Origin of the sequence: Streptomyces sp. 142MFCol3.1 (assembly GCF_000424945.1) — a bacterium.
Taxonomy (GTDB): Bacteria; Actinomycetota; Actinomycetes; order Streptomycetales; family Streptomycetaceae; genus Streptomyces; species Streptomyces siamensis.
This window is the reverse complement of record NZ_AUKV01000033.1, coordinates 79,072-98,000: the sequence shown is the minus strand read 5'-3', so window position 1 is coordinate 98,000 and position 18,929 is coordinate 79,072. Positions and strand designations below refer to the sequence as shown.

The following is an 18,929-nucleotide window of genomic DNA, read 5'->3' as shown; positions in this document are numbered from 1 at the left end:
AGCGCGAGCGCGCGGGCCACGCCGATGCGCTGGCGCTGGCCGCCGGAGAACTCGTGCGGGAAGCGGTTGTAGTGCTCGGGGTTGAGACCCACCGTCTCCAGCAGCTCACGCACGCGCTTCTCGCGCCCGCCGGGCGGGTTGACGCCGTTGATCTCCATCGGTGAGGAGATGATCGTGCCGACCGTCTGCCGCGGGTTGAGCGAGGCGTACGGGTCCTGGAAGATCATCTGGATCTCGGAGCGGATCGGGGACAGCTGACGCCGGCTGGAACGGCTGATGTCCTTCCCGCGGTACGAGATCGTGCCTTGGGTGGGTTCCATCAGGCGGGTCAGCAGCCGTCCCGTAGTGGACTTCCCACAGCCCGACTCGCCTACCAGTCCGAGGCTCTCACCGGGGAAGACGTCGAAGGAGACGCCGTCCACGGCCTGCACGGCGCCGACCGTCCGGCGGATCGGGAAGCCCCCCTTGACCGGGAAGTACTTCTTCAGGTCGGTCACCCGCATGAGGGGTTCGCCCGGGTCCCCGTCCCGCTGCCCGGGGATCACATCGGTCACGACCGCGGTTTTCTCGTCGCTCACAGTCAGTCCCCTCAGCCCAGCCTGGGCCGAATCGTCTCGGTGAAGATGCGGCTCTTTTGATCCGACGTCAGATGGCAGGCGGCCCCGCGTCCCGTCGGCAGCTCGGGCCGGATGTCCACACACCGGTCGGCGCCCTCGACCTCGTTCCTGAACGCGCACCGCGGATGGAACGGGCAGCCCGAGGGCGGATTCAGCAGCGACGGCGGCGCGCCCGGAATGGGGGTCAACGGCTCGTCCACGTCCGCCGTCAGGCGTGGCATGGACGCCAGCAGACCCCAGGTGTACGGGTGTTGCGGAGTCTTGAGCACCTCACGGACGGTGCCGCGCTCCACCGCGCGGCCCGCGTACATCACGAGCAGGTCGTCCGCCATGTTGGCGACCACGCCGAGGTCGTGGGTGATCATGATGATCGCGGAGCCGAACTCCTGCTGGAGGTCCTTGAGCAGGTCCAGGATCTGCGCCTGGACCGTCACGTCGAGGGCCGTCGTCGGCTCGTCGGCGATCAGCAGATCCGGGTTGCAGACCAGCGACATCGCGATCATCGCGCGCTGGCGCATACCGCCGGAGAACTGGTGCGGGTAGTCGTCCACGCGCCGTTTGGCGTGCGGGATGCCCACCTTCTCCAGCATCTCGATCGCCCGCTCCCGCGCCTCCTTCTTCGAGGCGCCGGTGTGCTTGCGGAACGGTTCGCCGATCTGCCGCCCCACGCTGTGGTACGGCGACAGGGCGGTGAGGGCGTCCTGGAAGATCATCGCCATCTTGTTGCCGCGGAGCTTCTCCAGCTCCGGCTCCGTGGCGGTGATGAGTTCCTTGCCGTCGAGGACGATCTCGCCCTCGATCGTGGTGCTCAGCGGGTTGTGCAGGCCCAGGATGGTCAGGTTGGTGACGGACTTCCCCGAGCCGGACTCGCCGACGATGCCGAGCGTCGTCCCGCGCTCCAGGTCGAAGGAGAGGCCGTCGACCGCCTTGACGACGCCGTCCTCCGTGGCGAAGCGGACGTGCAGGTCGCGCACCGACAGGAACGCGTCGGAGGCGCCGGCGGCCGGGGCGTCCTCGGGCTTGGTGAGTGTGGTCACTTCAGAGGGCTCCTCAAGCACTAGGACAGCCGCACACGCGGGTCGATCACGGCGTACAGGGCATCCACGATCACGTTGAGCAGGAGGATGAACGCGGCGCTGAAGAGCATCACGCCCATGAGTTTCGGCAGGTCCTTGCCGACCACCGAGTCCACGGCGAGCCGTCCGATGCCGGCGAGTCCGAAGGTGAACTCGGTGACGACCGCGCCGCCGAGGAGCGCCGACAGGTCCATGCCGAGGATGGTGAGGATCGGGATCAGCGAGCCGCGCCAGGCGTACCGGAAGAAGACGTACCTCCCGGTCATGCCCTTCGCGCGGGCCGCGCGGACGTGCTCCTCCTGGAGTTGCTCGATCATCGTCGAGCGGGACATACGTGTGTAGTTGGCGGTGAAGATGACGGACATCACGATCCACGGGATCAGCAGACCCATGAACCACTGCGCCGGATTCTCGCTGAACGGGACGTACTTGGGCTTGTCCAGCCAGCCGGTGCTGTAGACGAAGATGCCGAGGACGACCGGGCCGAGGAAGTAGATCTGCATCGAGCTGAGCACCAGCGAGATGCTGGAGAACGTCTTGTCGAGCCAGGTCCCGCGGTAGCGGGCGGCGATGAGACCGGTGCCGAGACCGACGATCAGGAAGACGAGCAGGCCGCCGATGGTGAGGGACAGCGTCAGCGGGAAGCGGTCCATGATCGTGTCCCAGACCATCTGCTGATCACGGAAGGAGACGCCGAAGCAGGGTGCCGGGCAGTGTCCTACGGCGAAGTCGCGCCCGGCGAACAAGCCGGCGAGGAACTTCCAGTACTGCACCGGGATCGGATCGTCGAGCCCCAGGTTCTTGTGGATGATCGCCAGCGCGTCCGGGGTGCAGTTCTTGCCGCACGCGAGTGTCGCCGGGTCCTGGGGGATCGCGTAGTACATGAAGAACGTGAAGGCGCTGATCAGCAGGAGGATGAGCACCGCGCCGAACGTCCGGCGAAGGATGAATCGAAGCATGGCGGAACGCTGCTCTCAGGACGGCGGCCAGGGACAGGAGCGCCCGGGGCGCACTGCGCGCAGTGCGCCCCGGGAGGGTGGTCAGCTCTTGAGGAAGACCCGGGTCGGGTCGGTGTAGCTGGTGACCGTGGAGTAGCGCAGGCCGCCCACGTTGGTGCCGGCGATCTGGAACGTCTTGGTGTAGTAGATCGGCGACGCCGGGTTGACCTTCTCGCTGATGTACTGGTTGAGCGCGGTCCAGGCCTTGGTGGCCTCGGCGGTGTCCGTGATCTTCAGGATCCGCTGGATCTCGGAGTTCACGTGGTCGTCGTTGATGTGCGCGTAGTTCGACGCACCGTCCTGGATCTGCGTGCCGTCGTACAGCGGCGGGAAGACGGTCGAGGCGGAGGACCAGTCCTGGCCCCAGCCGGTCATGTAGATGTCGAAGCCGTTCTTGACCTTGCCCACCTGCTCGTACCAGGTGGCGGCGTCGATCTCCTTCTTCTGGACGTCGAGGCCGATCTTGGTGAGGGCGTTCTCGACGAGGACCGCCTGCTGCTGGCGGACCGGGACGTTGGCGTAGGCGTAGACGATCTTCATGCCCTTGGCGCCGGCCTCGTCGATCAGCTTCTTGGCCTTCTCGATGTCACCGTTGGGCTTCTTCGAGCGGTCGAAGGGGTCGTAGTCCTTCTGGTAGCCCGGAGTGGTCGGCGACATCAGGCTGTTGGCGACCTCACCGCCGTACGCGCCACCGTCCGCCTTGTACATGGCGGTGGACGGCATGGCGTAGGTGATCGCGTCGCGGATCTTCTTGTCCTTGATGCGGTCCATGTTGAAGTTCATCTGCCACACGTACGGCGCGTAGCCCTGGATGGTGCGCTTCATCGCCGCGGCGTTGGAGACGACCTTCTGCACCTGCGTGGTCGCGACCTGACCGGTCATCATGATGGCGTTCTTGGCGTCACCACGGTCGGCGAGGATCGTCTTGGTCTGGTCCTCGTCGTCGTGGTTGATGTCGATGTTGAAGCCGTCGACGTACTGGTGCCGCATGGCATCGCTCTTCGCGTCCCAGTTGGTGTTCTTGACCAGCTTCACGCTCTTGCCGGCCTTGAACTCCGAGATCTTGTACGGGCCGAGGGCGACCGGCTTGGTGTCGTACTTCGCCTTCGTGTCCGTCTTCTCCGGGACGATGGAGTAGCCGGCCATGGCCAGGGCCTGCGGCAGGTCGGGCTGGGCGACCTTGAAGTGGAAGACGACCGTCTTGTCGTCGGGGGTGGCGAGAACCGAGTCAGGCAGGTGCTTGCCGCCCTTGAACGGACCGGCGTACGCCTTGCGGTAGGTGGTGCCGGCACCCGACAGCCACTGCTGGATGTAGGACGGGCCGTCCGTGATGAACGGGTCGTAGAGCCGCTCGAAGGTGTGCCGGACATCGGCCGAGTCGATCACATGACCGGTCTCGTCCTTGATCCCGTCCTTCAGGGTGTACGTCCACGTCTTGCCGCCGTCCGAAATCTTGCCGGGGTCGGTGGCGAGGTCACCCACGACGGTGAGGGCGCCCTTGTCGTCCTCCTTGTACGTGGTGAGGCCGCGGAAGATGAGCTTGGAGAGCAGGCCGGCGTCGCTCACGTAGATCTGACCGGGGTCGAGGTGCGAGAAGTCGTCCTCCTCGTACACCTGGATCGTGCCGCCCGGCTTGGCGCCGGGGACCTCCTCGGCAGGACCCGTCGAGTCCGCTGCGGTACCCATCGTCACCGCGGCCGACTGGGCGGCGGCCTCCTTCTTGCTCTTGCTCTTGTCCTTGCCGTTGCCGCTGTCACTGCTGCTGCAGCCGGCCAGCGCGAGGGCGCCGGCCGCGACCGCGACGACGGCGGTCCGCGCTCTGCGAGAACTGATGATGCTCATGGAGTCGAGTCCACCTGCCTGTGAGTTGTGATCAGTGATCCACTGGTGCTGCCTGGCGGTGCACTGCCGGTTCGTCGCCGGCTCCCGGGTGGCAGCGGCACCCCGCGCTCGGGGTCAGCGGCCCGTCTTGGGATCGAAGGCGTCCCGGACCGAGTCACCGAGGAGGTTGAACGCCACGACGAAGATGACCATGGCGACACCCGGGAAGAACATGTAGACGGGGTCCTGTTCGTAGATGTCCGACCCGATGGCGAACATCCGGCCCCAGTCGGGGGTCGGTTCGGTGTAACCGACGCCGACGAACGAGAGAAACGCGACCGACAGGATGGTGCTCGGCAGCATGTAGGTGCCCTGCACCAGGATCGGTGTGACGAGGTTGGGCAGCAGTTCCTTGCGGATGATGCGCCACGGCGAGGCGCCCGCGACCTTCGCGGCCTCGACGAACTCCCGCTCGCGCAGCGAGAGGGTGACCGCCCGGATGAGCCGGGCGAGGCCCATCCAGCCGAGGAACCACAGCACTCCGATGATCGCGAGCGCGTGGATGTAGGTGGGTGTCTCCTCGTCGGGAGCCACGAACACCGCGGTGATGACCGGCATCGAGGCGATCATGAACAGCTGCTGCGGGAAGGCCAGCAGAAAGTCCGTGAGACGGCCGAGCCAGTAGTCGACCTTGCCGCCGAAGTAGCCGCCGAACAGGCCGATCAGCACGCCCATGAAGACCATCGCGACGGTCGCCGCGAACGCCGTGTACAGCGAGGTGCGCATGCCGTACAGGAGCTGCGTGAACACATCGCGCCCCAGGGTGGGTTCGATGCCGAACCAGTACTCCGAGGTGATGCCGCCGTTGGGGCCGGCGGGCATGTTGAAGTCGTTCAGGAGCAGCGGATCGTCCTGCCCGTACAGCGTGTACGGGTTCTTGCCGTACAGCTTCGAGATCAGCGGAGCGAGGGCGGCGATCAGGAAGAAGAACAGCACCACATAGGCGGAGACCACACCGGTGCGGTCTCGCTTGAACCGGCGCCACATCAGCTGGCCGGGCGATCGGCCCTCCAGCTTCTCCGGCGCGTCGGAACTCTTCTGCGGTGTCTGCTCGTCGACCTCGGTGGAGGCTTCCGCGCCCTCGATCTCGATCGGACTCGTCATGATTCGTCCATTTCATGGGTACGCCGAGTCCGTGGCCGCCTCAGGGTGCGGGCAGCCACGTTCGGACCATGCGGATCAGGAGAGACGTATGCCTATCGGTCGCTGTGCGCCGCAGCGCGGCGCGCGACAACTCGCAGATGAACACGCGTAGTTGGCATCTTGTGCCTCCTCATGACTCAACCGGTGCACGGACAGGAGGGGCCCCTGACTGACCTCCGACACCCCTGACGGAGGGTCAAACACCCCACTGTGCTCGTGAGTCGGCGCTGTCCCCACAGCGCATGACCCATTGACCCGAGCGTTACGCGGCTAACTATCTGACATGAGCCAACTACCGACCACTGCCTTTAGGTCTCGGTTCCATCACAGCTGTCGCGTACATCTTCCAAAATCTGGACAAAATGATCTGAGAGAGAAGCCCGCGAAACGGACGTGTTACATGCGTATCGGGCGGCAGGCTCCGCATTTCGGACACCAGAGCCGGAAAAAACCGGTTGTACGGGACGGCGCGAACGGCTAGATCTTCCGCAACGAAAAAGCCCGGGCACCCCGTGACGGGGTACCCGGGCTCGATTCCCGGTGGATCAGCCGTGATCGGCGCGGTGGATCAGCCGTGATCGGCGCGGTCGATCAGCTGTGCTTGGCGCGGCTCGCGGTGCGGGCACGGTCACGCTGGTCGAGCACGACCTTGCGGATGCGAACGGCCTCCGGGGTCACCTCGACGCACTCGTCGTCGCGGCAGAACTCCAGCGACTGCTCCAGGGAGAGCTTGCGCGGCGGCACGATCGCCTCGAACGAGTCGGCCGAGGACGACCGCATGTTCGTGAGCTTCTTCTCCTTGGTGATGTTCACGTCCATGTCGTCGGAGCGCGAGTTCTCGCCGACGATCATGCCCTCGTACACCTCGGTGCCGGGGTCGGTGAACAGCACGCCGCGCTCCTGGAGATTCGTCATCGCGAACGCGGTGACGGCGCCGGCGCGGTCGGCGACGAGCGAGCCGTTGTTACGGGTCGCCAGCGTGCCGAACCACGGCTCGTGGCCCTCGTGGATGGAGTGGGCGATGCCCGTGCCGCGCGTACCGGTCAGGAACTCGGTACGGAAGCCGATGAGGCCGCGGGACGGGACGACGAACTCCATGCGGACCCAGCCGGAGCCGTGGTTCGACATGTTGTCCATCCGGCCCTTGCGGACGCCCATGAGCTGCGTGACCGCGCCCATGTGCTCCTCGGGCACGTCGATCGTCATGCGCTCGACGGGCTCGTGGATCTTGCCGTCGATCTCCTGGGTGACGACCTGCGGCTTGCCGATGGTCAGCTCGAAGCCCTCGCGGCGCATCTGCTCGACCAGGATGGCGAGCGCGAGCTCACCACGGCCCTGGACCTCCCAGGCGTCCGGGCGCTCGGTGTCGAGCACGCGGAGGGAGACGTTACCGACCAGCTCGCGGTCGAGGCGGTCCTTGACCTGGCGCGCGGTGACCTTGCGGTCCTTGACCGCGGTCTTGGCGTCCGCGCCCTTGCCCGTGCCGCCACGGCCGACCAGCGGCGAGGTGTTCGTGCCGATGGTCATGGAGATCGCCGGCTCGTCGACCGTGATGAGCGGCAGCGCGATCGGGTTCTCGGGGTCGGCGAGGGTCTCACCGATCATGATGTCCGGGATACCGGCGACGGCGCAGATGTCACCGGGGCCGGCCACCTCGGCGGGCTTGCGGGTGAGCGCCTCGGTCATCAGCAGCTCGGTGATGCGCACATTCGCCATCGTGCCGTCGCGCTTGATCCACGTGACGGTCTGGCCCTTGCGCAGCTCGCCCTGCTCGACGCGGAGCAGCGCGATACGGCCGAGGAAGTTGTCGGCGTCCAGGTTGGTCACGTGGGCCTGGAGCGGCGCGGACTCGTCGAAGGACGGGGCCGGGACGTGCTCCAGGATCGTGGAGAAGAACGGCTCCAGGTTGTCGCTGTCGGCCGGGACGGTGCCGTCCTCCGGCTTGGTCAGCGAGGCCACGCCGTCACGCGCGCAGGCGTAGACGATCGGGAACTCGATCTGGTCCTCGTCGGCGTCCAGGTCGAGGAAGAGGTCGTACGCCTCGTTCACGACCTCGTCGATGCGCGAGTCCGGGCGGTCCGTCTTGTTGATGCACAGGATGACGGGCAGGCGGGCCTGCAGCGCCTTGCGCAGCACGAAGCGGGTCTGCGGCAGCGGGCCCTCGGAGGCGTCGACGAGGAGGACGACCGCATCCACCATCGACAGACCGCGCTCGACCTCACCACCGAAGTCGGCGTGGCCGGGGGTGTCGATGATGTTGATCGTGATGGCGTCGCCGCCATCCTTGGGGTGGTACTTGACCGCCGTGTTCTTCGCCAGGATCGTGATGCCCTTCTCACGCTCCAGGTCGTTCGAGTCCATCATGCGGTCGTCGAGCGACTCGGCGGCGTGCGCGGCGAAGGCACCGGCCTGCTTGAGCATGGCGTCGACCAGGGTGGTCTTGCCATGGTCGACGTGGGCGACGATGGCGACGTTGCGGATGTCGTGGCGCGTGGCCATATTGAGGCGCTTCTCCCGGGGTGAGTGGACGGCCTCCGCTGCGCGGGGCCTGCCGGGCTGAACACGCCACGGCCTTACCCCATGGTACGTGGCCGCGACGGAGGCGGCCTCCGCAGGGCCACGACGGCGACGGCCCGGCGAGCTCTTCTCCGAGCTCACCGGGCCTTTTCGGCCCTTCCCCGGGTCCCACTCCCGGGGAAGGGGGACCCCAGGACGTCCCCGGCTGTTCGACCGACTGTCCCCCGCTGTTCGACGACCGGCCCTCGGTGCGCCGGGGGGCGGCCGCCGGCACCCGGCCCTAGCTCTTCGACGGGCCGGCCGAGGGGTTCGCGCCCTTCTTCAGGAAGCCCATGTCCTCGTAGACCGGGGTCTGGAAGCCGAAGGCGCCGGTGTTGACGAGGGTGGAGCGGGCGGCGGTGAGCTGGGGGCGCTGGAAGAGGGGGATCGATCCGGCGGCGGCCCAGATCCTGGCGTCGGCCTTGCGGACCAGCGAGCGCGCCTCGTCCTCGTCGAGAGTGGCGACGGCCTGGTCGAAGAGCTGGTCGACCTGGTCGGTGCCGACGCGGGTGTAGTTCTGCTCGACACTCAGGGAGCCGTCGGCCGCGGGCACCGGCTTGGCGTAGATCGGGCGCGCGTCGGTGGCCGGGAAGGCGGAGGCGGGCCATGAGTAGAGCGCCAGGTCGTACTGGCCCGAGGCGATGTGGTCCTTGAAGTAGCTCTCGTCCGCGACCTTGGACACGTCGGTGCGGATGCCGATGCGCTGGAGCATCTGCGAGATGCGGTCGGCGACCGTGCGCAGGGGCTCCGACCCGGGGCCGGAGGGCAGGACGAAGCGGAGCGTCAGCGGCTTGCCGTCCTTGGCGAGCACGCCGGCCGCCGCGCCGGCGGGAGCGGCCGTCCCCTTGGGGGCGTACGCGCCGGGCGCCCCGCCCGCGGGAGCGTCCCGATGGGCGTCCTTGTGCCCGTAGCGGGTGCCGTCGAGGTGCCCTCCGGCCTGTTCGTCGGCCGGCTTGTACTGGTGGTTCCCCGAGTGGTCCTTCGGGTCGTTCTTCTGCTCCCGGTCGGCCTCGGCGGGCTTGTTGTCCTCGCCGACGATGTACGTCCCGTCGTCGCCCGAGCCGTCCTGATCCTCGGTGTCCTCCGCCTTCTTGCCCTTGGACCCGGCGGCCTTCTCCGTCTTCTTCTCCTCGGTGACCGGGCCGCCGCGCACCCATCCCGCGTCGGAGAGCAGGGCCTGCGCCTCGGCGGTGTCCTGGTCGCCGAGCGCGCCGCTGTTGTCGGCGTACGCCTCCTGACCCGCGAGCGCGAGGTGGCTGCCGACCGGCTCGGCGGGCAGACCGAGCGGCTGGAGCACCACCCGGGCGAGTTCCTTGCGGTCGAGGGCGCGGGCCACGGCGCGGCGCACGCGCTCGTCGGCGAGCGGGCCCTCGGAGCCGTTGAGGGCGAGCTGGGTGTAGGCCGGTTCGAGGGACTTGCGGATCACGAATCCGCCCAGGCCCGAGACCTGCTCGGCCGGCTCCGCCCTCTTGCCGTGCTTCGTGCGGCGTGCGGGCTTGCCGTCGTCGGACGCGCTCGCCGACGCCATGCCGCTCGCGCTCGCGGACGCCTTTTGAGAACCGTCGGGAGAGGCCTCGCCGGACGCGCTCGCGGAGGCCTCACCGGACGCGCTCGCGGACGTCTCGCCGTATGCCGTGCCCGACGCCGACGTCTCGCCGTGTGCCGTGCCCGGCGCCGACGCGGACGTCTCGCCGGATGCCGTGCCCGGCGCCGACATCTCGCCGGATGCCGTGCCCGACGCCGACGCGGACGTGCCGGGCGAGACGTGCGCCCCTTGGAGGGGGGCGGTGCCCTCTCCGCGGGAGGCGAGGGTGATCTGCTCTGCCTGCGCCGCGTCGACCTCTGCCAGGTCGACCCGGCCCGCGGCGAGCGCGGTGGTGCGCTCGGCGCGCGGGACGGCGACGAGGTCGATCTCGGAGAGCTTGGTGGGACGGCCCCACCAGCGCGGATTGCGGGTGAGACCGACCTGCCCGGCCGTGCGGTCGACCGCCTGGACGGCGAACGGCCCGGCGGTGACCTTCAGCTTCCTGCGCGCGCCGTCGTTGAAGGTGTCCGGGGTACCCATGACGTCCTTCGGGTACAGCGGCGAGAACAGCGACTTCCAGTCGGCGTAGGGCCGGCTGAAGGTGACGCGGACCTCCAGGTTGTTCTTGCCGCGTTCGACCTTCTCGATGCGGTCGTAGCCGGCGTTGCGGGCGGTCCAGTACGCGGTGTCCTTGCCGGACAGGGCCCGCCACTGGGCGGCGAAGTCGGCCGCGCCGATCTCCCGCCCGTCGCTCCAGACCGCCTGCTGGTTGAGCTTGTACAGCACGACCTGCTTGGGCTCGCTCTCGACGACCTTCGCGGACTCCAGGTAGTTCGGGTTGATCTGCGGGCGCCCGTTCTGGTCGAGGCGGTACATCGACGGCAGGACGGCACCGGCGACGCGCGTGGTCGCGGCGTCGGCGTCCGCCTGGAAGGCGTTCAGAGTCTCCGGAACGGAGTCCACGGCCCAGCGCAGCGTGCCGCCGTCGGCGATCAGGTCGCGGGACGCGGGCGCGATGTCCTGCGCGGCAATGGGCTTGCTCGCGTCCTCCTCCGAGCTGCATGCGCCGAGGAGGGGTACCGCGAGCGCTCCCGCGGTGAGGAACGCGACCGAGCGCATCACCGCGCGCAGTCCGACGCCGTCGTGGGACATCACTGCAACCTCCGGGGGATGCTCCGCTGTGGGGCAGGTCGGTTTCTGATCACGTTTGGCCGTATATGGAGCTGATCAGATCTATGCGCCCACTGAAGGGGAGAGGGGGTCCGCGGGCGCGGCGACACGGCGGTGGAGGGCCCGAAGCCCACCCGTGCGGAGCAATGCCGGGCGGTTCCGGGGCCCGAGCGGCCGTCCTGCGCACCCGGGCCACCGGCGCGTCGCCGCTCTGCCTTCCGAAGCCACGTCTCCCCGGAGCCGGCCCGCTCCGAGTCGCGTCGTTCGAGCCGGCCCGCGTTCGGAGCCACGTCGGTCCCCCCGACCCGGTCCGCCCCCCCTGAGCCTCGCCGCCCTCAGCGGCCCCGGAGACCTCCGGAGGGTTCCGGGGCACTCCTGGCTCTCGTCCCCCGCGCCCCGGCCCTCACAGCCGATCCGGTGGCCGAGCCGCGGGGGGCGTGACCTCAAATCCGTGCACGCGCCTTCACACGGGCGCATGTGACGCGCAACACTCGCAGGCGCATGAACGTTGCCGCCTGGGACCACAGTGTCCGTGGAAGTGAGGGCAAGTCATGTCCGTGCACGACGACTTGACGTCAGTCCAGCGCTGTCTCGACGACCTCCGGAGGTCGGTCGGGCGCCTGGAACAGCAGATGGGCGGCGGTCTGGAGATGCGCCGGGTGCGCACAGACGCCGATCACCTGCGCGAGAGCGTCGCGCTGCTGCGCGAGGCCGCCTCGGGGACCTACCCCGAGCGCTCGGCCGCGACCGCCCGGGGTGGACCCCCGTCGCCCCGCCGACCCGACCTGGTCCCCATCCCCGACACCCCGTACGACAGCTCCCTGTGGACCGATTCGGACGACGAGGGTCTCGGCGCCCGCGACCGGCACGCCCCCTGACCCCGACCGGAGCATTCGTTGACCACTGGTACGGAACCTCATCTGAACAGCGGCGGCGTACGTTCCGGTACGCGCGCCGCGATCGCCGAACCGCATCTGCGGACCGACCGCTGGTGGCTGGCGCCCGCCGTCACGGCGGCCGGGCTGCTGGCCTTCGTCGTGTACTCGACCTGGCGGGCCTTCGCCGACACGTACTACTACGCGGCGCCGTACGTCTCGCCGTTCTACTCACCGTGCCTCGCGGACCGGTGCAGGACGATGCACGCCGGGCCCAACGCGGACCTCTTCGGGAGCTGGTGGGGCCTGTCCCCCGCCATCATCATCCTGATCTTCCCGCTCGGCTTCCGGCTCACCTGCTACTACTACCGCAAGGCCTACTACCGGGGCTTCTGGGCGTCGCCACCGGCCTGCGCGGTCGCCGAACCGCACAAGAAGTACACCGGCGAGACCCGCTTCCCGCTGATCCTCCAGAACATCCACCGGTACTTCTTCTACGCGGCCGTCGTCGTCGCGGGAATCCTCACGTACGACACCGTGCTCTCCTTCCGCGACGAGCACTACCGCTGGGGCCACATGGGTCTGGGCACGCTGGTGTTCCTCGTCAACATCGCCTTGATCTGGGCGTACACCCTTTCCTGCCATTCCTGCCGGCACATCGTCGGCGGCAAGCTGAAGCACTTCTCCAAACATCCCGTGCGTTACCGGATGTGGCAGTGGGTCGGGAAGCTGAACGCCCGTCACATGCTGCTGGCCTGGGCGTCGTTGGCGAGTGTGGCACTCGCCGACTTCTACGTGTACCTGGTCGCGTCCGGCGCCTTCGACGATCCGCGCTTCTTCTAGTGAGTGGGGCCTTGTGATGTCCGTGGTCGACCGGCAGGAGTGGGACGTGGTCGTGGTCGGCGCCGGTGGCGCCGGGCTGCGTGCCGCCATCGAGGCCCGGGAGCGGGGCGCCCGCACGGCGGTGATCTGCAAGTCGCTGTTCGGCAAGGCGCACACCGTGATGGCCGAGGGCGGCATCGCCGCGGCCATGGGAAACGTCAACTCCGGTGACAACTGGCAGGTTCACTTCCGCGACACGATGCGCGGCGGGAAATTCCTCAACCAGTGGCGGATGGCCGAGCTGCACGCCACGGAGGCCCCGGACCGCGTCTGGGAACTGGAGACATGGGGCGCGCTCTTCGACCGCACCGAGGACGGGCGGATCTCGCAGCGCAACTTCGGCGGCCACGAGTATCCACGGCTCGCCCACGTCGGCGACCGGACGGGGCTGGAACTGATCCGCACGCTCCAGCAGAAGATCGTCTCCCTCCAGCAGGAGGACATGAAGGAGACCGGTGACTACGAGTCGCGCCTGAAGGTCTACCAGGAGTGCACCGTCACCCGGATCCTGAAGGACGGCGAGCGCGTCTCCGGTGCCTTCTGCTACGAGCGGGAGACCGGCCGTTTCTTCGTCCTCGAAGCACCGTCCGTGGTGATCGCCACCGGCGGCATCGGCAAGTCCTTCAAGGTGACGTCGAACTCGTGGGAGTACACCGGCGACGGGCACGCGCTCGCCCTGCTCGCCGGTGCGCCCCTGCTGAACATGGAGTTCGTGCAGTTCCACCCGACGGGCATGGTCTGGCCGCCGTCGGTGAAGGGCATCCTCGTCACCGAGTCCGTGCGCGGCGACGGCGGCGTGCTCAGGAACTCCGAGGGCAAGCGGTTCATGTTCGACTACATCCCCGACGTCTTCAAGGAGAAGTACGCGCAGTCGGAGGAGGAGGGCGACCGCTGGTACGAGGACCCGGATCACAACCGGCGTCCCCCCGAACTGCTCCCCCGGGACGAGGTCGCGCGCGCCATCAACTCCGAGGTGAAGGCGGGCCGCGGCTCGCCGCACGGCGGTGTCTTCCTCGACGTGTCCACCCGTATGCCCGCCGAGGTGATCAGGCGTCGGCTCCCCTCGATGTACCACCAGTTCAAGGAGCTCGCCGACGTCGACATCACGGCGGAGGCGATGGAGGTCGGTCCCACCTGCCACTACGTCATGGGCGGCATCGCGGTCGACTCGGACACGGCGGCGGCACGCGGCGTACCGGGGCTGTTCGCGGCCGGTGAGGTCGCGGGCGGCATGCACGGCTCCAACCGGCTCGGCGGCAACTCGCTGTCCGACCTGCTGGTGTTCGGCCGCCGGGCCGGTCTGCACGCGGCCGAGTACGCCGCCGGCCTGGACGGCGGGCGCCCGCCCGTGGACGACGTCCAGGTCGACACGGCGGCCGCGGAGGCGCTGCGGCCCTTCTCCGCCGAGGGCCGCGAAGCGGGTGAGGACGACGGCCGGCCGCCCGAGAACCCGTACACCCTGCACCAGGAACTCCAGCAGGCCATGAACGACCTGGTCGGCATCATCCGGCGCGAGGCGGAGATGGAACAGGCCCTGGAGAAGCTCGCGGACCTGCGGGTACGGGCACGCCGGGCCGGCGTGGAGGGGCACCGCCAGTTCAACCCGGGCTGGCACCTCGCCCTCGACCTGCGGAACATGCTGCTGGTCAGCGAGTGCGTGGCCCGGGCCGCGCTGGAACGCACCGAGTCCCGTGGCGGGCACACCCGCGAGGACCATCCGTCGATGGACCGCGCCTGGCGGCGGATCAATCTGCTCTGCCGGCTGACGGACCCGACAGGCGGACTGGCCGCGACCGACCCCGTACGCGGGCAGATCGACCTGGTCCGCGAGACCACCGAACCCATCCGCTCCGACCTGCTCGCTCTCTTCGAGAAGGAAGAGCTGGTCAAGTACCTCGCCGAAGAGGAGCTCTACGAGTGAGCAGCTACGAGGCCCGCTTCAAGGTGTGGCGGGGCGACGTCAAGGGCGGCGGCCTGGAGGACTTCGCGGTCGAGGTGAACGACGGCGAGGTGGTGCTGGACATCATCCACCGGCTCCAGGCCACCCAGGCCCCCGACCTGGCCGTGCGCTGGAACTGCAAGGCGGGCAAGTGCGGTTCGTGCTCGGCGGAGATCAACGGACGGCCGCGGCTGATGTGCATGACGCGGATGTCCGTGTTCGCACCCGAGGAGACGATCACCGTCACGCCCCTGCGCGCGTTCCCCGTCGTGCGCGATCTCGTCACCGACGTCGGCTTCAACTACACGAAGGCGAGGGAGGTCCCGGCCTTCGTTCCGCCCGCCGGACTGGGGCCCGGCGAATACCGGATGCAGCAGGAGGACGTCGACCGGTCGCAGGAGTTCCGCAAATGCATCGAGTGCTTCCTGTGCCAGGACACCTGCCATGTCGTGCGTGACCACGAGGAGAACAAGACCGCCTTCGCGGGCCCGCGCTTCCTGATGCGGGTCGCGGAGCTGGACATGCACCCGCTGGATGCCGCCGCCGACACGGGACTCGACCGCAAGGCGACCGCCCAGGACGAACACGGCCTCGGCTACTGCAACATCACCAAGTGCTGCACGGAGGTCTGCCCCGAGGGCATCAAGATCACGGACAACGCGCTGATCCCTCTGAAGGAACGCGCCGTCGACCGCAAGTACGACCCGCTGGTGTGGCTCGGGTCGAAGATCGGCAGGCGCCGGACGTAGCGGACGCGGGCCGGACTCGGGCCGGCGGCAGGCCGCGGGCCCGGTTCAGAGCCGGCCGGGTCGCTGCGCCGCCGGCTGGAACACGTTGCCCGTCACGGGTGCATCGCTCCCCCTTCCTCCGGCGCGCCGCAGGAGCACGCCGTCGCGTGGGCGGGCCGGAGCACACCCACGGGCCGATCTCGGCACGCGGGCGCCCGGGCCTCCAGAGACCCGGCGTCAAGGACGCGTACGGATCGGTGGCCCGCGGTGAGGGCGGGACCCGTCAGCGCACCCAGCCCTCCCGGTAGGCGGTCCAGTCGGCCTCGGTCGCCGCGAAGTCGACGTAGAGGGCGAGACCGAAGCGGTCGCGGTCACGGTCCGTGCGGGACAGGCCGAGGCGCGCGCCGCGCACGGCCGCGGTGACCGTCTCGGCGGACTCGTGGTGGCTCATGTCGTCCTCGTGGAAGAACGGCAGGCCCATCAGCAGGTCGGTCGACCTCGGGGTGACCTCCAGGGCGAGTGAGGTCTGCTGGGCGACGTAGCCGCCGTACTGGCCCTCCATCGGAAGGGCCGTGTCGTACGACATGAGGGCGATCTGGTCGACCCGGCGGGCGACCTGTCCGAAGTACCACTGCGACCACCACTTGGGGTGGTTCGTGAGGGAGCCACGGATCGCGTGGGCGGCCGGCAGCGGGTCGATCTGGTGGGCGGCGACGGAGAGCGGGACGTGCCGGGAGCGGGTCACCTCACGCAGGTCGTCGAGGAGGGAGAGGTAGTCGCGGTTGCCGGAGTGCAGGGGCTCGAAGTCGAAGTGGACGCCGTCGAATCCGGCCGCCAGGATCTGCCGGGTGGAGCGCACGACCGCCTTCCGGGTACTCGCCCGCTCCATGCGCAGCCCGTTCGGCCCTTCGCTCGCCAGCGCGTCGCCGAGCCAGGCCTGCACCCGTACGCCGGGCAGTTCGCGGTGCACCGCCGCGATCAGCCACCCGGCCCGCGGGTATGCCGTACGCGGCAGGGTCCCGTCGTGCTCCAGTGGTCCCGCGTGCACGTACAGATCGCGTATGCCGGTGCTCCGCAGCCGCGCCGCCAGCGAGGCGACGTCCGCGTCCTTCTTCCGCCCGTCGACCCAGGCGTGCCCCAGCCAGATGGCGTCGCGGTTCCTCGTCCCGGTCCCGGGCCCGGGGTCTCCGGCGTAGTTCACCCGCAGGGCGATGCCCGCGGCCAGGGAGGGCACCAGCAGGACGAGGACCAGCGCGAGCAGGACGCGCTTGGGCCACCGCAGACGCGGGTGCCGCCAGACTCGCCCGACGGCCCCGCGCCGGGTTCCCGCCCCGGACTCCGGGAGGGCCCGGGGCGGCTCCTCGGTGGGGTGCTGCAGGGTCTCGGCGGGGCCTGCCGGGGTCTCTGCCCGGCCCGACGAGGTCTCCGCGGGGGCGGACACGGTGTCGGTGTCCGCGGAGGCCGACGCGGGACCGGTCACGGGGCCCGGCTCGGGACCGGTCACGGAGTCGGCCGTAGGACCGGGTGCGGAGTCGGCCGCAGGACCGGTCACGGGGCCCGGCACAGGACCGGGTGCGGAGTCGGCCACAGGACCGGGTGCGGAGCCCGCCACAGGACCGGGTGCGGAGTCGGCCGCAGGACCGGGATCGGGGGCCGACACAGGTTCCGGCGCGGGGCCGGGTTCATGGTCCGCGGCCGCCAGGGGCTCGGTGGTGGCCGGTGCGGCGGGCGGTGCCGCGGCCGGCGTCCCCGTGCCGGGCTCCGTCCGTGGTGTCTCCGACTCGGGACCGGAGCTGCCCGCACGGGCCTCGTTTCCAAAATCCGCCCGCCCAGTAGCCATCCCCCGTGCCCCTCCCGTACGTCCCCGTATCCCCCGTACCTTAGGCGCCCCCGCCTCGGCGCACCCCGGTCGCGTCTGCGCGCATGCGGCCATACGCTCCCAAATGTGACGTCACGCCTGAGCCGAAGCCGGTCGCGCCAGGCCCCGTCGCACATAGCCGTGCGGGTGGCGCATGCCGTGCTCGGGGGGCTCATGGCGGTGGGGTGGCTGGTGCTGCCCCTGGCCACGGAGGACGGCGAGGCGCCGGTGACCGCGGCGCGGAACGCGCAGGGCACCGACGGGACCGTGGCCCAGGAGACGGCAGCCCCGGACGGACCGGACGAGACGGCCACCGGGGACCTCGTCCTGCCGCTCGTCGCCGTCGGCACCGCGGCGGCGCTGGGGGCGTACGGATACGCGCGGCGCAAGCAGCGCGCGAGGACCCGCACAACACCCGGCGGACACCCGGCCGGACTCCCGTCCGTGCCCGAACTCGACCGGCACATACGGTCGTTACTCGTGGACACCGACGACTGCGTCCGCACGAGTGCCGAGGAACTCGACGGCACCAGGGCGCAGTTCGGCGACGCGGCCGTCGAGCCGTACGCGGGCGCACTGGCCGGTGCGAGGTCCGAGCTCGCGACGGCCTTCGGGCTTCGGCAACTGCTCGACGAGACCGGTCGCGGCGCCGGAGACCGGGGCACGCTGGAGGAGATCCGGGCCCACTGCGGCGACGCCGGGCGGCGGCTGGACGCGGAGGCGGCCGGGTTCGACCAGCTGCGCGGCCTGGAGCACGACACGGCCACCGCGCTGGGGCTCGCGGAGACCCGGTTCCGCGCGGTGGCGGCGCGTACCCCGGCCATGGAGACGACGCTGGGCGAGCTGCACAAGCGGTACGCCCGCTCCGCGACCGCTCCGGTCACGGGCCACCACGAACACACCAAGGAGCGGCTGGTGTTCGCCACCATCCGTCTCAGCCTCGCGCGTCAGTGCGCCGACCGGGGCAAGGGCGGCAAGGCGGCGGCCTTTCTGCGCGCGGCGGAGGGCGCCCTCGGCCAGGCCGCCCTGCTCACCGACGGGGTCGACCGGCTCGCGGGCGAACTGGGTTCGGCGGAAGGGAGGTTGCCGGCCGCTCTGGACGCGCTGGAGGACGATCTCGCCGAGGCGCGCGGTCCACGCGCCGACGGGGCCGTCGGGGAGGTGCCCGTGCGGGTCGCGCACGCCGAGGCGCTGCTCGCCGATGTGCGCCGGGAGATCACGGCCGGACCGTACGACCCGCTCGACGCGCTGCGGCGGGTCGCCGAGGCGGGCGTCGTCCTCGCCGAGGCGTGCGCCGTGCCCGGCGAGCGTTTCCGTGCCCTGCGCGACGACGCCCTCCTTCCGGCCCGTGCGGCGGTCGGCGCCGCGGCGGACTTCGTGGCCACGAACCGGGGGGCGGTCGGCTGCGCGGCGCGTACACGTCTCGCGGCGGCCGAACAGCTCCTGGCAGCGGGGGCCTTCGCCCTCGCCGAGGTGCGGCGGGCCGACGCGCTCGCCCGGGAGGCACGGGACCTCGCGGAGCGGGACGTGCGGACGCACGGCAACCCCACCGGGGGGTACGAGGGTGCCGGGGTCGGCGGTGCCGTGCTCGGCGGCATCCTGCTGCCCGGCGCTGCCGGTCCTGCGTGCTTCGGCGGTCCCCGCACCCGGGGCCGGCGGGCGGTGCGTCCCGACTGACGCC

General features: G+C 69.9%; 13 protein-coding genes. 5 read left to right on the top strand and 8 right to left on the bottom strand.

Annotation, left to right across the window (positions count from 1 at the left end; genetic code table 11):
• The 7 genes from H305_RS0135855 to H305_RS0135825 all read right to left on the bottom strand — a co-directional run.
• Positions 1–503 (bottom strand): ATP-binding cassette domain-containing protein (locus H305_RS0135855; protein ID WP_158690639.1); only part of this gene is annotated, 503 nt, incomplete at its 3' end.
• 86 nt (positions 504–589) lie between these two features.
• Positions 590–1,654 (bottom strand): ABC transporter ATP-binding protein, encoded by a 1,065-nt coding sequence (locus H305_RS0135850; protein ID WP_028804693.1) that lies wholly within the window; start codon positions 1,652–1,654, stop codon positions 590–592.
• 20 nt (positions 1,655–1,674) lie between these two features.
• Positions 1,675–2,652, bottom strand: coding sequence for an ABC transporter permease (locus H305_RS0135845; RefSeq protein WP_028804692.1), 978 nt, complete (start codon positions 2,650–2,652; stop codon positions 1,675–1,677).
• Between the two features lie 81 nt (positions 2,653–2,733).
• Positions 2,734–4,533, bottom strand: a complete 1,800-nt coding sequence (locus H305_RS0135840) for an ABC transporter substrate-binding protein (RefSeq protein ID WP_028804691.1) — start codon at positions 4,531–4,533, stop codon at positions 2,734–2,736.
• A 114-nt stretch (positions 4,534–4,647) separates the two neighbouring features.
• A complete protein-coding gene (locus H305_RS0135835; protein WP_028804690.1) occupies positions 4,648–5,676 on the bottom strand; it encodes an ABC transporter permease in 1,029 nt (342 codons plus the stop codon).
• 630 nt (positions 5,677–6,306) lie between these two features.
• The gene (gene typA / locus H305_RS0135830; RefSeq protein ID WP_028804689.1) at positions 6,307–8,214 is read right to left on the bottom strand and encodes a translational GTPase TypA; all 1,908 of its coding nucleotides are present in this window, start codon (positions 8,212–8,214) and stop codon (positions 6,307–6,309) included.
• Positions 8,215–8,512: 298 nt separating this feature from the next.
• Entirely contained in the window at positions 8,513–10,948 is a 2,436-nt protein-coding gene (locus tag H305_RS0135825) for an ABC transporter family substrate-binding protein (RefSeq protein WP_028804688.1), read from the bottom strand.
• Positions 10,949–11,517: 569 nt separating this feature from the next.
• Between H305_RS0135825 and H305_RS0135820 the strand changes: the two genes are divergently transcribed.
• Genes H305_RS0135820 through H305_RS0135805 form a run of 4 tightly spaced genes read left to right on the top strand, consistent with a single transcriptional unit; the run spans position 11,518 to position 15,411 of the window.
• The gene (locus tag H305_RS0135820) at positions 11,518–11,844 is read left to right on the top strand and encodes a hypothetical protein (protein WP_028804687.1); all 327 of its coding nucleotides are present in this window, start codon (positions 11,518–11,520) and stop codon (positions 11,842–11,844) included.
• 18 nt (positions 11,845–11,862) lie between these two features.
• On the top strand, positions 11,863–12,684 hold the full coding sequence (locus tag H305_RS0135815; protein WP_028804686.1) for a hypothetical protein: 822 nt from the start codon (positions 11,863–11,865) through the stop codon (positions 12,682–12,684).
• Positions 12,685–12,700: 16 nt separating this feature from the next.
• Positions 12,701–14,644: a fumarate reductase/succinate dehydrogenase flavoprotein subunit gene (locus H305_RS0135810; RefSeq protein WP_028804685.1), complete on the top strand. Its 1,944-nt coding sequence runs from the start codon at positions 12,701–12,703 to the stop codon at positions 14,642–14,644.
• Positions 14,641–15,411 carry a succinate dehydrogenase/fumarate reductase iron-sulfur subunit gene (locus H305_RS0135805; RefSeq protein ID WP_028804684.1) on the top strand — a complete coding sequence of 257 codons (771 nt, stop codon included), beginning with the start codon at positions 14,641–14,643 and terminating at the stop codon, positions 15,409–15,411. The genes H305_RS0135810 and H305_RS0135805 overlap by 4 nt, the downstream gene beginning before the upstream one ends.
• 262 nt (positions 15,412–15,673) lie before the next feature.
• On the opposite strand, the gene H305_RS48050 is transcribed toward H305_RS0135805, so the two are convergent.
• Positions 15,674–16,894: a hypothetical protein gene (locus H305_RS48050; protein ID WP_420708186.1), complete on the bottom strand. Its 1,221-nt coding sequence runs from the start codon at positions 16,892–16,894 to the stop codon at positions 15,674–15,676.
• A 441-nt stretch (positions 16,895–17,335) separates the two neighbouring features.
• Between H305_RS48050 and H305_RS0135795 the strand changes: the two genes are divergently transcribed.
• Positions 17,336–18,925 (top strand): hypothetical protein, encoded by a 1,590-nt coding sequence (locus H305_RS0135795; RefSeq protein WP_037766392.1) that lies wholly within the window; start codon positions 17,336–17,338, stop codon positions 18,923–18,925.
• Positions 18,926–18,929: the final 4 nt, after the last annotated feature.

Bases quoted from the DNA above. Each gene is read 5' to 3' on its own strand.
- H305_RS0135845 (WP_028804692.1), bottom strand. From the start codon at position 2,652: ATGCTTCGATTCATCCTTCGCCGGACGTTCGGCGCGGTGCTCATCCTC.
- H305_RS0135840 (WP_028804691.1), bottom strand. From the start codon at position 4,533: ATGAGCATCATCAGTTCTCGCAGAGCGCGGACCGCCGTCGTCGCGGTC.
- H305_RS0135835 (WP_028804690.1), bottom strand. From the start codon at position 5,676: ATGACGAGTCCGATCGAGATCGAGGGCGCGGAAGCCTCCACCGAGGTC.
- typA (WP_028804689.1), bottom strand. From the start codon at position 8,214: ATGGCCACGCGCCACGACATCCGCAACGTCGCCATCGTCGCCCACGTC.
- H305_RS0135825 (WP_028804688.1), bottom strand. From the start codon at position 10,948: ATGTCCCACGACGGCGTCGGACTGCGCGCGGTGATGCGCTCGGTCGCG.
- H305_RS0135820 (WP_028804687.1), top strand. From the start codon at position 11,518: ATGTCCGTGCACGACGACTTGACGTCAGTCCAGCGCTGTCTCGACGAC.
- H305_RS0135810 (WP_028804685.1), top strand. From the start codon at position 12,701: ATGTCCGTGGTCGACCGGCAGGAGTGGGACGTGGTCGTGGTCGGCGCC.